The 17,049-nt window shown below is 37.4% G+C and carries 20 protein-coding genes, 1 tRNA gene and 1 pseudogene; 2 read left to right on the forward strand and 20 right to left on the reverse strand.

Going from position 1 to position 17,049, the window contains the following annotated elements; genetic code table 11:
• Positions 1-211 precede the first annotated feature (211 nt).
• From HT732_RS05500 to HT732_RS05550, 11 genes and pseudogenes are all read right to left on the reverse strand, one after another.
• On the reverse strand, positions 212-1,078 hold the full coding sequence (locus HT732_RS05500; RefSeq protein ID WP_000537001.1) for a helix-turn-helix transcriptional regulator: 867 nt from the start codon (positions 1,076-1,078) through the stop codon (positions 212-214).
• A 540-nt stretch (positions 1,079-1,618) separates the two neighbouring features.
• A pseudogene (locus tag HT732_RS05505) lies at positions 1,619-2,074 on the reverse strand (tyrosine-type recombinase/integrase); the annotation flags it as partial.
• A gap of 21 nt (positions 2,075-2,095) precedes the next feature.
• The gene (locus HT732_RS05510) at positions 2,096-2,470 is read right to left on the reverse strand and encodes a HepT-like ribonuclease domain-containing protein (protein WP_173254250.1); all 375 of its coding nucleotides are present in this window, start codon (positions 2,468-2,470) and stop codon (positions 2,096-2,098) included.
• The gene (locus tag HT732_RS05515; protein ID WP_000263130.1) at positions 2,451-2,765 is read right to left on the reverse strand and encodes a nucleotidyltransferase domain-containing protein; all 315 of its coding nucleotides are present in this window, start codon (positions 2,763-2,765) and stop codon (positions 2,451-2,453) included. The genes HT732_RS05510 and HT732_RS05515 overlap by 20 nt, the downstream gene beginning before the upstream one ends.
• Before the next feature lie 45 nt (positions 2,766-2,810).
• A complete protein-coding gene (locus HT732_RS05520) occupies positions 2,811-2,972 on the reverse strand; it encodes a type II toxin-antitoxin system RelB/DinJ family antitoxin (RefSeq protein ID WP_000077978.1) in 162 nt (53 codons plus the stop codon).
• Between the two features lie 262 nt (positions 2,973-3,234).
• A tRNA-Arg gene (locus tag HT732_RS05525) sits at positions 3,235-3,306 on the reverse strand.
• A gap of 42 nt (positions 3,307-3,348) precedes the next feature.
• Positions 3,349-3,696 carry a 50S ribosomal protein L19 gene (gene rplS, locus HT732_RS05530; protein WP_001068669.1) on the reverse strand — a complete coding sequence of 116 codons (348 nt, stop codon included), beginning with the start codon at positions 3,694-3,696 and terminating at the stop codon, positions 3,349-3,351.
• 118 nt (positions 3,697-3,814) lie between these two features.
• Entirely contained in the window at positions 3,815-4,144 is a 330-nt protein-coding gene (gene crcB / locus HT732_RS05535) for a fluoride efflux transporter CrcB (protein ID WP_173254251.1), read from the reverse strand.
• Positions 4,138-4,512, reverse strand: a complete 375-nt coding sequence (gene crcB / locus HT732_RS05540; protein ID WP_173254252.1) for a fluoride efflux transporter CrcB — start codon at positions 4,510-4,512, stop codon at positions 4,138-4,140. The genes crcB (HT732_RS05535) and crcB (HT732_RS05540) overlap by 7 nt, the downstream gene beginning before the upstream one ends.
• Entirely contained in the window at positions 4,509-4,775 is a 267-nt protein-coding gene (locus tag HT732_RS05545; RefSeq protein WP_173254253.1) for a chorismate mutase, read from the reverse strand. The genes crcB (HT732_RS05540) and HT732_RS05545 overlap by 4 nt, the downstream gene beginning before the upstream one ends.
• A gap of 115 nt (positions 4,776-4,890) precedes the next feature.
• On the reverse strand, positions 4,891-5,334 hold the full coding sequence (locus HT732_RS05550) for a flavodoxin (protein ID WP_173254254.1): 444 nt from the start codon (positions 5,332-5,334) through the stop codon (positions 4,891-4,893).
• A 103-nt stretch (positions 5,335-5,437) separates the two neighbouring features.
• Here HT732_RS05550 and HT732_RS05555 point away from each other — a divergent pair, with 103 nt between their 5' ends.
• Positions 5,438-6,373 (forward strand): bifunctional oligoribonuclease/PAP phosphatase NrnA, encoded by a 936-nt coding sequence (locus tag HT732_RS05555; protein ID WP_173254255.1) that lies wholly within the window; start codon positions 5,438-5,440, stop codon positions 6,371-6,373.
• Between the two features lie 95 nt (positions 6,374-6,468).
• Entirely contained in the window at positions 6,469-6,711 is a 243-nt protein-coding gene (locus HT732_RS05560; protein ID WP_000710764.1) for a type B 50S ribosomal protein L31, read from the forward strand.
• 142 nt (positions 6,712-6,853) lie between these two features.
• On the opposite strand, the gene HT732_RS05565 is transcribed toward HT732_RS05560, so the two are convergent.
• The 9 genes from HT732_RS05565 to HT732_RS05605 form a co-directional block, all read right to left on the reverse strand.
• On the reverse strand, positions 6,854-7,024 hold the full coding sequence (locus HT732_RS05565; protein WP_173254256.1) for a twin-arginine translocase TatA/TatE family subunit: 171 nt from the start codon (positions 7,022-7,024) through the stop codon (positions 6,854-6,856).
• The gene (tatC, locus tag HT732_RS05570) at positions 7,008-7,739 is read right to left on the reverse strand and encodes a twin-arginine translocase subunit TatC (RefSeq protein ID WP_173254257.1); all 732 of its coding nucleotides are present in this window, start codon (positions 7,737-7,739) and stop codon (positions 7,008-7,010) included. The genes HT732_RS05565 and tatC overlap by 17 nt, the downstream gene beginning before the upstream one ends.
• Positions 7,740-9,428 (reverse strand): FTR1 family protein, encoded by a 1,689-nt coding sequence (locus tag HT732_RS05575; protein WP_173254258.1) that lies wholly within the window; start codon positions 9,426-9,428, stop codon positions 7,740-7,742.
• Positions 9,403-10,617: an iron uptake transporter deferrochelatase/peroxidase subunit gene (efeB, locus tag HT732_RS05580; protein ID WP_173254259.1), complete on the reverse strand. Its 1,215-nt coding sequence runs from the start codon at positions 10,615-10,617 to the stop codon at positions 9,403-9,405. Before efeB ends, HT732_RS05575 begins: the two co-directional genes overlap by 26 nt.
• 5 nt (positions 10,618-10,622) lie before the next feature.
• Positions 10,623-11,495: an iron uptake system protein EfeO gene (efeO, locus tag HT732_RS05585; protein ID WP_173254260.1), complete on the reverse strand. Its 873-nt coding sequence runs from the start codon at positions 11,493-11,495 to the stop codon at positions 10,623-10,625.
• Positions 11,496-11,768: 273 nt separating this feature from the next.
• A complete protein-coding gene (locus HT732_RS05590) occupies positions 11,769-13,166 on the reverse strand; it encodes an N-acetylmuramoyl-L-alanine amidase (RefSeq protein WP_173254261.1) in 1,398 nt (465 codons plus the stop codon).
• 115 nt (positions 13,167-13,281) lie between these two features.
• Positions 13,282-13,479 (reverse strand): IS66 family insertion sequence element accessory protein TnpB, encoded by a 198-nt coding sequence (tnpB, locus tag HT732_RS05595; RefSeq protein ID WP_173254262.1) that lies wholly within the window; start codon positions 13,477-13,479, stop codon positions 13,282-13,284.
• A gap of 262 nt (positions 13,480-13,741) precedes the next feature.
• On the reverse strand, positions 13,742-13,819 hold the full coding sequence (locus HT732_RS10320; protein WP_240149823.1) for a hypothetical protein: 78 nt from the start codon (positions 13,817-13,819) through the stop codon (positions 13,742-13,744).
• Positions 13,813-17,049 (reverse strand): DUF1542 domain-containing protein (locus HT732_RS05605; RefSeq protein ID WP_240155838.1); only part of this gene is annotated, 3,237 nt, incomplete at its 5' end. The genes HT732_RS05605 and HT732_RS10320, both read right to left, overlap by 7 nt.

Raw genomic sequence — 17,049 nt, forward strand, 5'->3', positions numbered from 1 at the left:
AAAGGCTGAAGTCTCTTTACATTCACTCAGTCTATAGTAAGTTTCTGTAGATGTTTTATGGACAAAAAGCCTAATATTTTCTTGTACTCATTTTAGCACTTCAATATAATAATGTCAAGAATTTTAATAATGTTTTTTATTTATTTTTATTAAATACATATTTGTATCTTTCTGGATTAAAAAAACGATGCTTAATTGAACATCGTCTTTACTATTCTGTTATATCTGCAATATAATGCTCGATTTTAAGAGCCATTGACATATTGCCCTCAAGCTTATACAGGAAATAAGCCGTTTCAAAGTACTCTTTTACTGCAACTTTAGAAGAAAAATTCTTACTGACATTTCCCATCAATACATACAAATCAGCCAAAAGATATGTTGTTCTATACGTCTTACATTGCTTTATCGTATCTGTGATTTTAGTAATAGCCTCTTCAGTATTATTCTGCAACCATAGATAGCGACAAACATTATAATTAAATTTAATAGAAAGGTTTAATTCTTCGATTGTGTTTAACTTGAGTTGATTTACTTGATACTCTAACTTTTCTCGAATTTCATTAAAACTCTCTAAATCTTCAATATCATAATAAAAATTAAATAGAGTATTTGAAACTTGAAGGTAGATCAGGTCAGTTACATTTAACTGAGACAGTACCTTCTCCAATCTTGCCACACCCTCCTCTTTTTGCCCATAGAGATAAAAATCTATAAGAGATTTTATCCACTCCATATAAAACTTATCTACTAGAGACAAGCGATGTACCTTTACACTCTCTAATTCATATATATATTTCAAAGACTCATAATTTCGATTTGTGATAAATGTCTGGGCTAACTTCTTAAACTCTGATAACTCATCAATCTCCTCTCCAATCTGCTCATTAAAAAAATAATCTATACTAACTTTTAACTTCTTAGACAGAGCATATAAAAAGTCTGCTCCTGGAGTAAATTCTCCATTCTCTAATCGACTAATCTGCCCCTGTTTACATATCCCCTCAGCCAATTCTCGCTGAGACATTTTTAATTCTTTTCGTCTATTTTTTAATCTTGTTGCTAATAGTGTACCCACGTTTGCATTTTCCTTTTCTATTCGATTTCAATTTCAATTGTAACATGATTAAATTTTAAATACAAATTAATAAAGCAAAAGATACAAATTATATATAAGCAATGACTAGATAGGTTACATTTGAAAACCTATCCCTTCTTCTTTTGAGATTTTCTTACTCAAACGATTGATAAACGTATTCACTTTAAATGGATTAGATATTAGACTATCATGTTTAAATTTTGTTATTGATATATTTAACAGACCAGAAATAATCTTTTACAACATATCAAGTTCAGGGGAACAATAAAGATTTTCCCCATTTTTTAGTCTCTCTATTTCATAACAATCAATTCTTTTTGTCACATACCTTAGCCCAAAAAATCCACACCAAATCTTTTTGAAAGCTGTTTAAAGCTTTGTACTTACTTTCTGAGTTCATAGATCTGAACCTTTACCTCATTTGTTCAATTCCATAATAAAAATAAGGACATTCTAACAAAGGAAGTCCTTATTTTTATTATGGAATTGATCAAAATTATTTTATCCTTTTACTAACATTCATTCTCTTACTAAATCATACTTTTTATCAATAACCCTCTTTTAGAGTATGTCCGTAAGTTTGAATAATTTGTTGTATATCTTTATGCCTTAGTAATCTTGAAACAGCCCATATATCAACACCTTTTGATAATAAATATGAACCATAAATATGCCTTCCTGCTGTTGCTATCATGGTTTGACTACCTATCCCAAGTTCGGATAAAAATACTTTCAAGCATTTATTCAATCCATAATTTGTAGAAAGTTTATACCTTCTATCACAAAAGACCAAATCATATTTCTTTAATTCTTCACGATTATAAAGAACCTTATCTTGTTTCTCTTTCAATGCATCCAATACAGATATTAAATCTTCATCAATAAGAATTTCTCTTATGAAAGTATTCGTTTTTTGAGGAACAAAATTTGTCGATTTCTAACAAATCTTCCATACGTCTTTATAGTTTGTCTTTCTGAAAAATAATATTTTCTAGTTTATGATTCACCTTCTAATTCTATTATAATCGAGTATAAAGATTCTTTCGTTTTGGGAACAGATTCCTTCAATATACCTTCTACAATTTTAAAATTTAAGTTGGAATAATTATGATAAATAAAATTTCTAAAACCTTTTATCTGAATCCAGTTTATCCTATCTGAATACTTCTGTTTTACTTCCTCTGATAATTTGCCTAACGATAACTGTTCTCCTACTTGTCCTAAATTCATAGCGATAGAATCAACTACCATATCATCATCTAAAGGTAAATTATATCTTCTTGCTTTATCCAAAACAGCAACAGCCTTATCAAGATATAAAACCATATCCTTCAAATATGCTATATCAGTTTCAAGAGATTGACTTCTCATAAATAACCTCTCTATCATTCAAAAAATTTTTCTTGACTAACTTCCCAATATTTGTTTTTGGAGAAAGTAAATCACTAACCAATAGAATATCTATATTACCATCAAAAATAGTCAAAAGTCTACCATATACATCAAAATATATAGAATCATCCTCTAACTCCAAAGCAATATCAACATCACTTTTTCCATCAGCTTCGCCCCTAGCATAAGAGCCAAATAGATAAATTTTAGATAAATCATATTGTTTAGCCACAGGAACAATTTTTTCCTTTATCTGATCTATTGTATAAACCATAACTAAACCCCTTTATATCATATATAGCCATACTTTTATTTCAGCTTACTCAGAATCAAGTTTAACATCAAAAGGAATGCTTCTTGTCAACACACTTTGCTTCAAAAACAACTTCACAGCAGTTGACATATCCAACCCCAACTCATTAAAAATCGCAGTCGCTTCTTTTTTCAATTCATCATCTACTCTTACAGCAATTTGTGACATAGCATTTCTCCTTTTCTTCTTGTATATCTATTGTATCACTTTTAGAAAGACGATTCAACTTTTTATATATCAGTAAATACAAAATAAAATAGACCAACTTCCTGATCTACTTTATTCTATATTCATTGAGTTAAAATTATTTTTGGTCACACTTTGGTCAAAGATTCCAAAAATACTAACCTATTTTAAAAAACTAAATTGTGGTGATTGCCCATAGACAAACACTTTGAATTTTCTTTGTCTTTCTTTACATTTCTAAAAATGCCCCCTGCAGGAATCGAACCTGCAACTACTCCTTAGGAGGGAGTTGTTATATCCATTGAACTAAGGGAGCTAGATAAAAACTCTGCTGAATGAGCAGAGTTTTTTAGTCGAATTAACGACGGATTTCTTTGATACGAGCTGCCTTACCTTGAAGTGCACGCAAGTAGTACAATTTCGCACGACGTACTTTACCGTAACGAACAACTTCAATTTTTTCGACACGTGGAGTGTGGATTGGGAAGATACGCTCAACACCTACACCGTTAGAGATTTTACGAACTGTGTAGTTTTCTGAGATGCCAGCACCTTTACGTGCAATAACAACACCTTCAAAAATCTGGATACGTTCACGGTTACCTTCGACAACTTTCGCGTGTACACGAACAGTGTCACCAGGACGGAATGATGGAATATCTGTACGAAGTTGACCTTCAGTCAAGCTTTGGATTAATGGATTCATTTTATTCTCCTATCTTTGTCAATCTTGAGGAAACTTCCTCAGCGGATAAACTGTATTTTTGTGCGTCCATTACACACAAGATACAGTTTACCAAATTTCCACAAAAAAGTAAAGAAATTTATAGCAGAATTCCTAAAAAAATCGCAATCAAACCACCTAGGTAGGTCAAAGTCAGGTAAGAATAAAAGACCTTCTTATCACTTAGCAGTCTTTGAAGTTCATCATTCAAGGTCGAAAAAGTCGTTAAACCACCACAAAATCCTGTTGCTAGAATAGCATAGACTTCCTTAGATTCCACATGATTGTAGAATAATCCAATTAAAAAACAACCCAAAAGATTGGCTATGAGCGTTCCGAGTGGTAATTTAGAAGCTTGATTATAGCGGGAAAAGAAATAGCGCACTAAAGCTCCGAAACCACAAGCAATTGCAAGATAGACCATTACCATTTCTTCCTCCCCAAATAGTAAGCCAAGAGCAGGCCTCCACCCACGCTTAAAATGAGATACAAGACTAGGCTGAGATAACGCCCTGTATCCAGTAGTTTCACAGCATCAAGCATGAGACTGGAAAAAGTTGTCAGCCCCCCACAAAAACCAGTCCCCAGTGCTAAAATAACGCCTTTACTGGTTCCCTTATAGACTAAATAGCCCTTAACAAGATACACCAAGCAGAAAATTCCCAGATAGTTGACAAAGAGAGTGCCCCAAGGAAAGTCAGGACTGGCTGGTAACCAAGTGGAAACTAGATAGCGGACAAGTCCGCCCAACATAGCAGCTAGAAAAATCCCTAGCGGATAAATTTGTTCTTTTTTCATTTGATATTTTTATCCTGATAATCACGCGAACGTTTGAGTATGTCCGAAAAAGTCGCGACAATAGTCTCCTGATAGCGCTTGTCCTCTACACGACTTCTAACCTTTTCAAAAATAACCGCTTCTCTCTTAGTATCTAAAATCGGTTTACCTGAAGCTTTCTTATAGGCAACTACCCCCTCAACCAAATGCATTCGTTCTTCTAACAGTTTGACAATTTGGTCGTCGATTTGATCAATTTCTTGACGAATAATATCTAAATCCATACAGTCTCCTCCTTTATTTGAATTATTGTATCAAAAAGCCACCAAATAGGCTAGTAAAATCCCAACTCACGATAAGAAAAATGCACTGATTGATTACATCAGCGCAGTTTTATACTTATCCTACTTTAGCAGCCAATTCTTCTGCGAATTGTTCCAAGCGTTCAATGTCTGCTTCCTCAGCAGAAAGATCAACTTTGACACATTCTGAACCTTTTTCTGCTCCTGTCGCTACAAAAATGCGATCAAAGTCATCGACAGCCTTACAGAATTCATCGTAGAAGGTATCTCCTGAGCCGACCACTCCGTAGATTTTGCCATTCAAGTTGAGATCAGCTAGGTCTTCGTAGAAGTCCATCATCTCATCTGGTAATTCACCATCACCATAAGTATAGGTCGCAACGATAGCGATGTCAGCTTCCAAGAAGTCTGAAGCGTCAACCGTTGTACATTCATCAACATCGACATCCAAGCCCAAGTCACGTAATTTGTCTGCTACAATATCTGCAATTTCTTCGGTATTACCGGTCATACTGGCAAATACAATTTTTGCTAATGCCATATCGTCCTCCTCAATTTATCTTTCTCCATTATATCACATCTTTTTCATTTTAAAAATAAAAATTCTTGTGCTACAATGAAATGAGAAAGAATTGAGGTTATTTATGGAAATTTGCCATCAAATTTTAGAAAAAATCAAAGAATACGACACGATTATCATTCATCGTCATATGAAACCAGACCCTGATGCCTTGGGCAGTCAGGTGGGCTTGAAAGCTCTTCTCAAACATCATTTCCCAGAAAAAACTATCAAAGCCGTTGGTTTTGATGAACCAACTCTTACTTGGATGGCTGAGATGGATCTTGTTGAAGATAGTGCCTACCAAGGTGCCCTTGTCATCGTCTGTGATACGGCGAATACTGCTCGTATTGACGATAAGCGCTATCGTCAAGGTGATTTTCTCATTAAGATTGACCACCATCCAAATGATGATATATACGGTGACCTGTCTTGGGTCGATACTAGTTCAAGTAGCGCTAGCGAGATGATTACCCTATTTGCCCAAACAACCCAACTGGCCTTGTCAGATCGCGCTGCTGAGTTGCTCTTTGCAGGAATTATTGGTGATACAGGCCGCTTCCTTTATCCTTCTACGACTGCACGGACTCTTCGCCTGGCTGCTTATTTGAGAGAACATAACTTTGACTTTGCGGCTCTCACTCGCAAAATGGACACTATGAGCTACAAAATTGCTAAACTTCAAGGCTACATCTACGACCATCTGGAAGTGGATGAAAATGGTGCAGCTCGTGTTATCCTGAGTCAAGAAGTCTTAAAACAATTTAATGTTACCGATGCTGAAACTGCCGCTATTGTAGGAGCTCCTGGTCGTATTGACAGCGTCAGTCTCTGGGGAATTTTTGTGGAGCAGGCTGATGGCCACTACCGCGTTCGCTTACGCAGTAAAATTCATCCTATCAATGAAATTGCCAAAGAACATGATGGTGGAGGACACCCTCTAGCAAGCGGTGCTAATTCCTATAGCCTAGAGGAAAACGAAATCATCTACCAAAAGTTAAAAAACTTGCTTAAAAATTGATAAAATACTTGCCAAACTTTTCAGAATCTGATAGACTAGTATGGTAACAATCTATGGCTCGCAAAGAGACCATGGCAGAAAGGAAATATTGCAAAATGAAAAAAGATATCCATCCAGAATATCGCCCAGTTGTCTTCATGGACACAACTACTGGTTACCAATTCCTTAGCGGTTCAACAAAACGCTCTAACGAAACAGTTGAGTTCGAAGGCGAAACTTACCCATTGATCCGTGTGGAAATTTCATCAGACTCACACCCATTCTACACTGGACGTCAAAAGTTCACTCAAGCAGATGGACGCGTGGATCGTTTCAACAAAAAATACGGTCTCAAATAATGATAAAAAGAACAGTTTCGGCTGTTCTTTTTTTGTTTCTTGCAATTAACTGCTGTTTTCATATTCCAGACTCAAAAAAACTTTGCACTCTAGCTAGCCACACGATGGTTTCTAGAGTACAAAGTTTTTTATTTGACAAGGTTTAATCTTCCTTATCTTGATTTTCAGTTCCTTTAACTGCTTTTTTAAATTCAGATAGCATTTTACCGATTGACTCGCCTAGTTCAGGCAATCGTTTTGGTCCGAAGATCAAGAGAGTTCCTAAAACGATAATAATCAATCCTGGTGCTCCTATATCACGTAAGATTCCCATTTCTCGCTCCTTTCTGCTTTCGTTTCATAATATATTTGCTGATTGCTATACTCAATTCATAGAGTAATATCAAGGGGGCAGTCATTGCCAAATCGCTGACAAAGTCAGCTGGTGTTAAGATGACTGCGAGTACCAATAAGATAAAATAGGCATATCGGCGATAAGCAGTCAATATTTCTGGTCCAATAAGTCCAATCGACGTCAAAAAGGCAATGATAACTGGCAATTCAAAAATCAGAGCCAAAGGCAAGGTCGTTTGAAAAACAAAGGACAGATAATTTTGAGCTGTTAACTGCGTTTCAAATAATCCCTCTCCCAACCCTAACAAAACCTGAAGTAAGGCTGGTGTTACAAAGTAAAAACCAAAAGCCAGTCCAACTAGAAAACAAAGGAAACTAGCTGGAATATAGGCAAAGACAGCTCTAGCCTCTTCCTTCTTTAAACCTGGTTTGATGAAAGACCAGATATGATACACCGTGTAAGGCAAGGTGATGGTGAAGGCCATCAGACTAGCCAAACGTATGTAAATCCATAAAATATCATTAGGGCCTAAAACAATCAACTTTTGCTGAAAAGATTGGGTCACATACTGGTAAATCTGGTCTGCAAACAGCAGAGAGACACAGAATACCAAAAAGAAACAAATGACCACAGCCAATAATCTCTTTCTAAATTCTACCAGATGTTCAACGATTGTCAATTCTTTTCTATCCATTTATTTTTCACCCTGTCTGAAAGTAACAATCAAGACAATAGTAACAAAGACTAGCTGGCTAACCAAACCTTCCCAACTTGGATAAATTCCAAGCAAATCGATCGTTGGAAAGCCTGTCAGCAAGTGGTTAGGTGCCATATTGGTCAATTGAAGAGCATGGATACTAACCCCCAGCATCTTAAAGGCTAGAGCATAAATCATCCAAGTCAGGATAAAGAAGACCTTATGTGGCAGGAAGAATTGACTGGCCTTGTTCATCACAATGGCAATAATTACCAGAACCAGCAAGGCAAGTGAAATGCCCAATACAAATTCAAAGCTGGAAATCCTTGGTAAAATCCCAACATAAAAGAGAATGGTTTCTGCTCCCTCACGGAAAATAGCTAGGAAACTGAGGGCAAACATGGAAACAAAGGAGCCTGTTTTGGTCACTGTTTCCATTTGTGACTCCATAAAGGCATTCCATTTTTTGACCGAGGATTTGCTGTGGAGCCAGATTCCAATCAAAATCATCATAGCGACTGCAAAAATCCCCACTGCTCCTTCGATGATTTCACGATTGGAGCCTGATGTCACTGCTGGAAAGGCAATTTGCAGGATGAAAGCAATGACAAGACTGGCCATGATTCCAGTGATAGCACCACCATAAACCCACTTGAGTCCTTTTCGCATCTTGGCTGCTTTCAAGGTCGTCACCAAGGCCATAACGATTAAGAGAGCCTCTACACCTTCTCTTAGAAGAATCAGCATAGCATCAAAGGCATTGTAACGTGCGCTAGTATCAATTTGTGATAAATCTGCTATCAGTTTTTCTAATTTTTCTTGGTATTCCTTCTCACTTCCCTTGACCATAATCACAGGGCTTTCACTCTCCACTCGTGTATAGAGGGATGGATTGGTCGTGCTAACAGAGCCCTCAATCGTTGGCCAGATAGTAATAAATTCCTTCATACTGGCTGCTCCTGATGCTTGGTCACCAGCTTGGAATTGTTCCAAAGCCTTCTTCAAAAGGGCAATACCATCTTTAAGGCTTAAATCAGAAGATGCTTCTGCGACTTCTTTTCCGGTTACAAAATCATCGATAGCCTTTTTTAAATCCTCAAAGGAAGTCTGGATTGAATTAAAATCTGTAGGCTCGGTTTCCATACTACTACGCAAGAAAGAAATAGCTGTTTCAACACGTCCATAATGGGCCGTACTATTGTCACGAACCACACTTTCGTTGATGGTCCAAGTGGAATTCATTTTCTTAAAAGCTTCTCGGACCTTTTCCAAATCTTTGGAGGCAATAGCCTGCTCCAAAACTTCAAAACGAGGACTTAGACGGTTGACCAATTTTTCCTTTTCAGAATCTAAGTCAACGGGATTTTGTTCTTTTTCAAAGGCTAATAAGGCCGAAGAAATTTCGGTGAGTTTGTCTTCAGTGATATCTCCTGATTGAGCTAACTTTTCCTTAACAACCTTACCAGCCTCAGAATTGCTGTCTTCTACTCTTTCAAAGTCTGTTGCCATCTCCTGAACGAGTTTCTGGGCCTCAGACTGATTGCCATTTTTGACCGCTTTAGAAGCATCTGTGATTTTTACAAAGTAAGAACTCAAGCTTTCTTGGGCACCTACTGGGGAAAGAATTAAAAATGACAAAGCTAAAACCAAGAACCAGCTTCTAGCCTTCCAGTAATTTTTGTCCAATGTAGCCTCCTTTCTCCACACCACCAAAGCAAGCAAAGAGTCCACTACCGATGTGAGTGATGTATTCATTCATCTTATCAGTAGCACCTAGGTTAGTTTGAACCTTGACAAAATTATCTGGATCCTTCTGGAAAGAAATGAAGAGCAAACCTGTATCAAACTGACCAGTTTTTTCATCAATGCCATCTGAGTAAGAATAAGAACGACGTAAAAGGGGCTTGTCCACTTCCTTAGCCAAACGAACATGCGAATCATCTGGCAAAAGACTCAAATCCACTTCATCAAACTCATTTTGCTTACCAAAAGGGGCACCACTTTCCTTGTAACGACCAAAAGTATTTTCTTGTTCTTCAAGACTAGTACGGTCCCAGGTCTCTAAAAACATCTGAATTCGACGAACTGCCATATAAGAACCATTTTCCATCCAGTCCTTACTATCAGCCCAGATAACGCGGTCAAAGTCTTTCTCCTTGGTTGGATTTGCTGTTCCATCCTTAAAACCAAAGAGGTTACGCGGAGTCTCCATTCGATCACCGATAGCTGCAAAACCAGACTGACTCCAACGAAGGGTCACTGCATTTCTCCCCTTACGGATGAGGTTACGAATCGCATGAAAGGCAACCTGCTCATCATCGGCACAGGCCTGGATCACAATATCCCCACCAGTATATTTTTCACGCAATTGCTCTTTAGGAAAAGGCGGTAAATCCCTGAACACTTGAGGACGCTTGTTTTCCAAGTTCATCTTTTTCAAGAAACTGGCAGACACACCAAAAGTTAGTGTCAAACGATGAGGGTTAAGCCCCACTGTTTCACCAGTATCACTCGGAGGCAAGAGAGCATTCTGTCCATCTTTTTTGACCAACTCTCCCTCAACCAACTTGGCACTATAATTCGTCCAATCCTTGAACAACTGAATAATCTTATCCTTATCCGTCGTATGCAAATCCAAGACAACAAAATAGATATTCTTTTGCATGGGCGTACTAATCCCAGCTTGATGCTTGCCATAAAAAGCAATTTTTTCATTTCCGTACGAGATTTTTTCCTGACTTCCTAGCTTAGGTGCGAAAAAAGCAGAAGCACCAGAGAGTCCTAGCGCTAAACCTGCCCCTCCAATCCCTGCTTTTTTTAGAAATTCTCGACGGTCCATTTTCTTTTCAAAAAATTTTTCGTCTTTTTCAGTCATGACTCTTATTCTCCACTAAGAAATTTACCCATTTGTGATAGAGGTTCACCAAGTTTTGTCACAGCTTCTGACAATTCTTTGGTATCCTCTTTTGTCAAATCTGTATAGAGTTTGTAGTGTTCCTTGTCTGTCATGTGTTTGTCCAACAAATCATTGACAGACTTAAAATCTGCTTCCAATTCTTTAACTAGGTTGGCATCTGATTTTTCAAGTAAAGGTTTAAAAAGTTGGAAAATCTTCTCAGCACCTTCGATATTGGCACGGAAGTCATACAGGTCTGTGTGAGAATAAATTTCCTCTTCACCTGTAATCTTGCTTGTTGCCACTTCGTTAAGCAAGTCAACTGCTCCTGTCAACATGACCTTGTAGTCCACATCAACAGTTGCAATCTTGGCTTTCAATTCCTTGATATCATTTACTAACTGATCGCCATAACTTTCAGTTCCTTTAGTTGTATTATCTTCCCAAAGGATACGCTCGATACGGTGGAAACCCGACCAACCTTCTTCTGTCTTGTTTTCATCCATGTAGTCTGCCAAACGGAAGTCAATCTTGACATCTGACTCACCAAAACTCTCGGCAATCGGTTCTGAACGCTCATAGGACATACGAATCAGTGGATAAACCTTTTTGGCTTCTTCTAACTTACCTTCTTTCAACAGTTTGACAAAGCCTTCCGTATCTGTCAAGAGTTTATCGATTTGCTCTTGCACAAAAGTCTTATAGTCAGCAGTGGCCTTATCAAGCATTTTTTGCTTGTCTTCAGACAAGGCTGTCACCTTAGACGAATCACTTGTGTTGCTTGGCTTAGATTGGTTATTAGCACAAGCCGTCAATAGCAAGGCTGAAGATAAAAGGATAAAACCTAGTTTTTTCATTGTTTACTCCTATTGGTTCAGGAAACCTGAATTAATTTTACGTTTCATTATATCACATTTCCACTCATTTTTCAATAAATTTTCAGACAATTTAATGTTATGATATAATACATTGAAGCTGGAATAATACTCTATGAATTCTAAAACATTGCTAGGAATCGATTTGCCTTTTCCTAATCGATTTATTCGTGTCTTATTTCAATCTACTATAGCATTACAAATGCAAAAAACTAAGCCTAGGATATTCTCCAAAGCTTAGTTTGATCTAGTTTCTTAATTTCCAGCGTAATATTTTTGAATTCCTTTAATAATGCCTTCAACCAACTTATCTTGGTATTGGTCACTACGGATTCGTTGGTTTTCTTCTGAATTATCCATATAACCCAACTCTAATAACACAGCAGGTTTCGCAGTCTCACGAAGAACAGCGAAGGTGGCTTGCAAAAGCCCAGCATCTCTAGCTCCTGTCTCGGTCAAGAGAGATGAATGAAGGTCAGCTGCCAAACGATTACTTTCACTTATACGGTCTGGATTATTATGCCAGTACTGATTAATCTTGCTCGGGTAACCTGCATCTTCCTTATAAGAATAAGTCTGTATTCCCAGATTCAGTGTTGTGTCATTCCCAGTAGCGTTAAAATGAATACTAATAAAGAAGTCTGCATTCGTTTTATTTACCATACGAGAACGCTCCGTCACAAAGTCAACATCCACATCACTATCACGAGATGTTAAAACTGTATAGCCCAGTTCCTCTAAACGTTTCCGTAATTTACGAGAGACCTGTAGATTCAAATCTTTTTCAGCTATTCCATAATAGTAAGCGCCCGAATCACGTCCACCATGCCCAGGATCTAGGAAGATAGTTTTAGTATAGTGCCCCTTTTCAAATCCTTTTGGAAGTTCTTGCACCCATTTACCATTATCTTTGAAAAAATGACTACTTCCATCAATAGTATAAGTTCCAGTGACATAAACGCCATCTTCTTTAAGATAATACCAAGCTTTATAATCTTGATCATAAAGCCACTCTTTGTGAGCCATGTAGCCACCAGACTTTAGATAGTAAGAGCCAATCCATTGCTGTTCAGCATAGTGTCCGCCTGGCTTAAGATAAAACCAGCTAGAGTAGTTCGGATCGTACACCCATTCTTTATCTGCCATAGCCCCACTGGACTTCAGGTAATAATTTCCCTTCCAGGTATTAGCCATCATGACACCATTTTGATCAAATGCATACCATTTACCATTGATTTGACTCCATTGGTTAGACAAATATTTTCCTGAGCCATTGGCGTAGTACCACTTGTTAGCCATCTGATACCAGCTATTTTCAAGTAAGTAACCATTCTTATCAAATAGGTAGCCCTCATAAAGAGTATCTGTAAATTTGACACCCGTTTGACTATAATAAGCCCACTTCCCATCTTCTTTTACCCAACCAGTTTGTAGCTTAGAGTCAGTAGGAAGAGTTGGCTTTGTCTCCTGCTCACTCGAACTAGGAGTCGTTGGCTGGTTTTCTGTAGCTGCTTGAGAAGCATTTGCAGAGCTAGTAGTTGAACTAGCGATAGAGTTATTCGTAGGATGACTAGCATCATTAGCTAGAACTGTTTGGCTAGTAAATCCAAGAAGAGCTAGAGCAAGAATCGTAAATTTCTTATATGATTTCATTTATTTAACCTTTCTAGGGGAATGGAATCCCTGTGTTATTGAGTTATTTGACTTCCTTGATGAAAATAGATTTTCATTGCAGATTTACCCTCTGTATTATACACTAATATTAAATTTATTTTGGAGTGATAGAAAAGCTTCTCATTAGCCAGTCTACTTGTTCTGATATTAGAACTTTGACATCCTTTTCTGTACTTGGCCAAATCCAGTTACCTTTCTCAAAACGTTTATAAAGTTGATTATCCCAGTAAAGAGCTTTAAAATAGTCTTTACGTCCCCCACAAACGAGATTGTGTAACCTATACAGGAACAATAGATTGCGACATTAAATATACTCCAATAATTTTACTTTCACTCCATAGTATACAGTGAGTTCCCTAGTCTGGAGATTTCGTTATTGGATGGTTACAGTATACAGGAGGCGTTGCATCAATGCTAGATACATTGTTATAACGCGCTTACCTTATAAATCTCCTAGCAGACTTTCCTGCTAGGAGATTTTATGTTATGAGAGGTACTTGTTTAAGCTTTGAAAATCGGACTTATCATCTGATAATTATCAAATAATCTACCAATTAAGCTTCTTCGTCTTCTTTACGACGACGGCCTGCAAGACCAAGACCAAGTAATGCACTTGCGGCAGCTGCTACCATAGATACAGTAGAATCTGCTGTACCTGTATTTGGTAATTCTTTAGCTGCTTTACGCGCATTTGCTGCTGCTTCTTGGCTAGCATTAGCTTAGCTGCTGCTTGAGTTGTAGCTGGAGCTACAGCTGGTGTTTGAGCAGCTTGGTCATTAGCTGGAGTTACATGATTAGTTGCTGGAGCAACTTTCGCCATGAAGTCTTCGATACGTTTCACCATTGCATCCACTTCTACTTGACTTGCGTCTGCATTGGCAAATACTTTCTTAGCGTCTGCTAATAAGTCATTCGCTTCTTTTGCAGTTTCTGCATCAAGCTTAGCTGATTCTTTAATGATCAATTCATCTAATTGATGGATAGCACCTTCTAACTTAGCTTTATTCACTTTTGCATCAGTGTTATTAGCTGCGTTATTAGCTGCGTTATTACCAGAATTTCCATCATTCCCACCATTATATGAAGGTATCACATCTTTATTTTTTTGTGGAGTAACTTCAACTGGAACATTTACAGTTGTTTCTTTTCCACCTGGTAGTCTTAATGTTACCTTAGCAAACTTTCTACCTAGTGTAGTGGTATCAGGTAATTCAATATTCATCACCGTAACAGTTTCTGGTAAGTTCAGTTTAGCAATGATATCAGCTTGACTAATTACTTTTCCACGTTCAACTGTTACTACTCCAGTAACAGATGCTTGTAAGGCTGCTTTAATATCTAATTCTGGTCTATCAAATACTAACGCATCTTGATCAATTTGGTATAAGAATGGTCTTAAAGCTTTTTCAATACCCTCGATACTTGTTGCTTTATCGATTGCATCCTTCGCTGCTTTTGCTTCTTCACGTGCCAATGCTTTCGCCTTAGCTTTTTCTTCAGGAGTTAAATCTGTTCTTGCATCAATTTCTTTTTCTTTGTCAGCTAATCTTTCTTCAATAGATTTCTTAGCCTCTTCTTTTGCACCTAATGGGTTTACTTTTGCAATTTTATCTAACCCATTGTCTAAAACTTTTTTGATGTCATCTGAAGTTGTTGCTTTATCAATTGCATTTTTCGCTGCTTCTGCTTCTTCTCTGGCCGCTTTTTTAGCTGCTTCTTTTTCTTCTGGCAATAAGTCTGTTCTTGCATCGATTGCTTTTTCTTTTGCTGCTAATGCTTCATCTATTGCTTTCTTAGCTGTTTCTTTACCGCCGATTGGATTTATCTTTTTGATATCATCTTTACCAGTTTCAGTTTTTGCTGATACATCATCATGCGTTTTAGCTTTTTCGATTGCTTCGATTGCTTTCTTAGCTTCTTCTGCAACTTTTGCTTTTGCTTTTGCCTTTTCATCATCTGTCAAATCAGTTCTTGCATCGATTGCTTTTTCTTTCGCTGCTTTCACTGCTTCAATTTCTGCTTTCTCTGCTTCTTTTTCTATTGCTAATTTTCCTGATTCTTTAGCTGATGCAACTTCTTCTGTTGTTTTTGCTTTGTCAATTGCATCAATTGCTTTCTTAGCTTCTTCTGCAATTTTCGCTTTAGCTTCTGCTTTTTGAGCATCTGTCAAATCTGGATTTGAATCAATTGCTTTTTCTTTCGCTGCTTTTGTTTCTTCGATTTCTGCTTTTGCTTTTTCTTTTCCGACTGGATTTACTTCTGATACAGCTTTTGTTCCTTCAGCTTGCTTCGTATCTACTGTGGCTTGATCTGTTGCGGCATTAATTGCATTCACTGCATCAATTGCCGCTTTCGCAACTTCTGCTTTCGCTTTAGCTTTTTCTTTTTCTGATAATTTATCATCACGATCAATTTCAGCAAGTTTATCTTCTGTTGCTTTTTGAATCGCATCTAATGCTTTTTCTTTTCCGACTGGATTTACTGCTTCTACTGCTGTTGTTCCAGCATTTTTTGCATTATCTACTGCTTCTTGATTTTGTGCATCATTAATTGCTTTCTTAGCTTCATCCGCTGCTTTTTTAGCGGCTTCTTTAGCTGCTTGTTTTTCTGCATCTGAAAGTTTGTCATTAGCTTCGATTGCTTTTTCTTTTGCTGCTAAGACTTTGTCAATTGCTGCTAGTGCTTTTTCTTTCCCTACTGGATTCACTGCTGCTACTGCCGTAGTCCCTGTTGTTTGCGCACTATCTACTGCTGTTTGATCTGTTGCTGCAATGATTGCGTTCACTGCATCGATTGCTGCTTTAGCAACTTTTGCTTTTGCTTCTGCTTTTTCTTTAGCCGATAACTTATCATTCTTATCAATTTCAGCAAGTTTATCTTCTGTTGCTTTTTGAATTGCGTCTAAAGCTTTTTCTTTTCCGACTGGATTCACTGCTGTTACTGCTTTAATTCCAGTTGTCTTCGCTCCTTCTACTGTTGCCTGATCTGTTGCTGCATCAATTGCTTTCTCAGCTGCATCCGTCGCTTTCGCTATTGCTTCATTCGCTGCTCGTTTTTCATCGTCAGAAAGTTTATCATTAGCATTGATTGCTTTTTCTTTCGCTGCTTTCGTTGCTTCTACTTCTGCTTTCGCTGCTTCTTTTTCAATTGCAAATTTACCAGCATTTTTAGCTGCCGTAACATCATTTTCAGTTGTTGCTTTATCGATTTCTGCATTTGCTTTATTAGCTGCATCTGCTACTTTTGCTTTGGTAGCTTCTTTTTGTTCTGGTGTTAGATCATTATTAGCCACAATAGCATCTGTTGCCTTCGTAGCTGCATCTTCAACTTCTTTCTTAGCTGCTGATTTATCGATATCTTTAAGAAGTTTTGCTGCTTCTGCTAGTTTAGATTTCAACTTATTAATCTTAGCTTGAACTCTATATGCTTCTAACTCTCCAGCGTTATCTCCTTTATCTAATAAATCTTTAGCGGCTTGTTTCGCAGCTACTAACTCATCATTTAGTTTAGCAACTTCATCATTATAAGCTTTGATACTATCTTTAGTTTTACCAGTTGTATCTGCTAATTTAAGACTTTCTTCAGCGTTTGCTAAATCATCTTTTTGGTCTTGAGTGATCTTGTCTAGTAACGCTGCTTTAGCTGCGTCTAATGCTGCTTTCTTAGCTTTTACATTTGTTAATGCTTCTGCTACTTGTTCTGGTGTTGAATCTGCATTATTGATGATATTTTCTGCCGTTGCTACTGCTGCGTCTGCTGCTTGTTTTGCTGCGTCATATGCTTCTGTTGTAGATGTTGTTTTTCCATCTGTTACGTTTGCTTCACCTGCTAATGCTTTTAATTCTTCTTTAGCTGCGGCTAA

This window comes from Streptococcus sp. 5346 (genome assembly GCF_013277455.1).
GTDB lineage: Bacteria > Bacillota > Bacilli > Lactobacillales > Streptococcaceae > Streptococcus.

Coding starts and splice junctions, on each gene's coding strand:
- HT732_RS05510 (WP_173254250.1), bottom strand. CDS start 2,470: ATGAGAAGTCAATCTCTTGAAACTGATATAGCATATTTGAAGGATATG.
- HT732_RS05515 (WP_000263130.1), bottom strand. CDS start 2,765: ATGGTTTATACAATAGATCAGATAAAGGAAAAAATTGTTCCTGTGGCT.
- HT732_RS05520 (WP_000077978.1), bottom strand. CDS start 2,972: ATGTCACAAATTGCTGTAAGAGTAGATGATGAATTGAAAAAAGAAGCG.
- rplS (WP_001068669.1), bottom strand. CDS start 3,696: ATGAATCCATTAATCCAAAGCTTGACTGAAGGTCAACTTCGTACAGAT.
- crcB (WP_173254251.1), bottom strand. CDS start 4,144: ATGGTAATGGTCTATCTTGCAATTGCTTGTGGTTTCGGAGCTTTAGTG.
- crcB (WP_173254252.1), bottom strand. CDS start 4,512: ATGAAAAAAGAACAAATTTATCCGCTAGGGATTTTTCTAGCTGCTATG.
- HT732_RS05545 (WP_173254253.1), bottom strand. CDS start 4,775: ATGGATTTAGATATTATTCGTCAAGAAATTGATCAAATCGACGACCAA.
- HT732_RS05550 (WP_173254254.1), bottom strand. CDS start 5,334: ATGGCATTAGCAAAAATTGTATTTGCCAGTATGACCGGTAATACCGAA.
- HT732_RS05555 (WP_173254255.1), top strand. CDS start 5,438: ATGGAAATTTGCCATCAAATTTTAGAAAAAATCAAAGAATACGACACG.
- HT732_RS05560 (WP_000710764.1), top strand. CDS start 6,469: ATGAAAAAAGATATCCATCCAGAATATCGCCCAGTTGTCTTCATGGAC.
- HT732_RS05565 (WP_173254256.1), bottom strand. CDS start 7,024: ATGGGAATCTTACGTGATATAGGAGCACCAGGATTGATTATTATCGTT.
- tatC (WP_173254257.1), bottom strand. CDS start 7,739: ATGGATAGAAAAGAATTGACAATCGTTGAACATCTGGTAGAATTTAGA.
- efeB (WP_173254259.1), bottom strand. CDS start 10,617: ATGACTGAAAAAGACGAAAAATTTTTTGAAAAGAAAATGGACCGTCGA.
- efeO (WP_173254260.1), bottom strand. CDS start 11,495: ATGAAAAAACTAGGTTTTATCCTTTTATCTTCAGCCTTGCTATTGACG.
- HT732_RS05590 (WP_173254261.1), bottom strand. CDS start 13,166: ATGAAATCATATAAGAAATTTACGATTCTTGCTCTAGCTCTTCTTGGA.
- HT732_RS10320 (WP_240149823.1), bottom strand. CDS start 13,819: ATGGTAGCAGCTGCCGCAAGTGCATTACTTGGTCTTGGTCTTGCAGGC.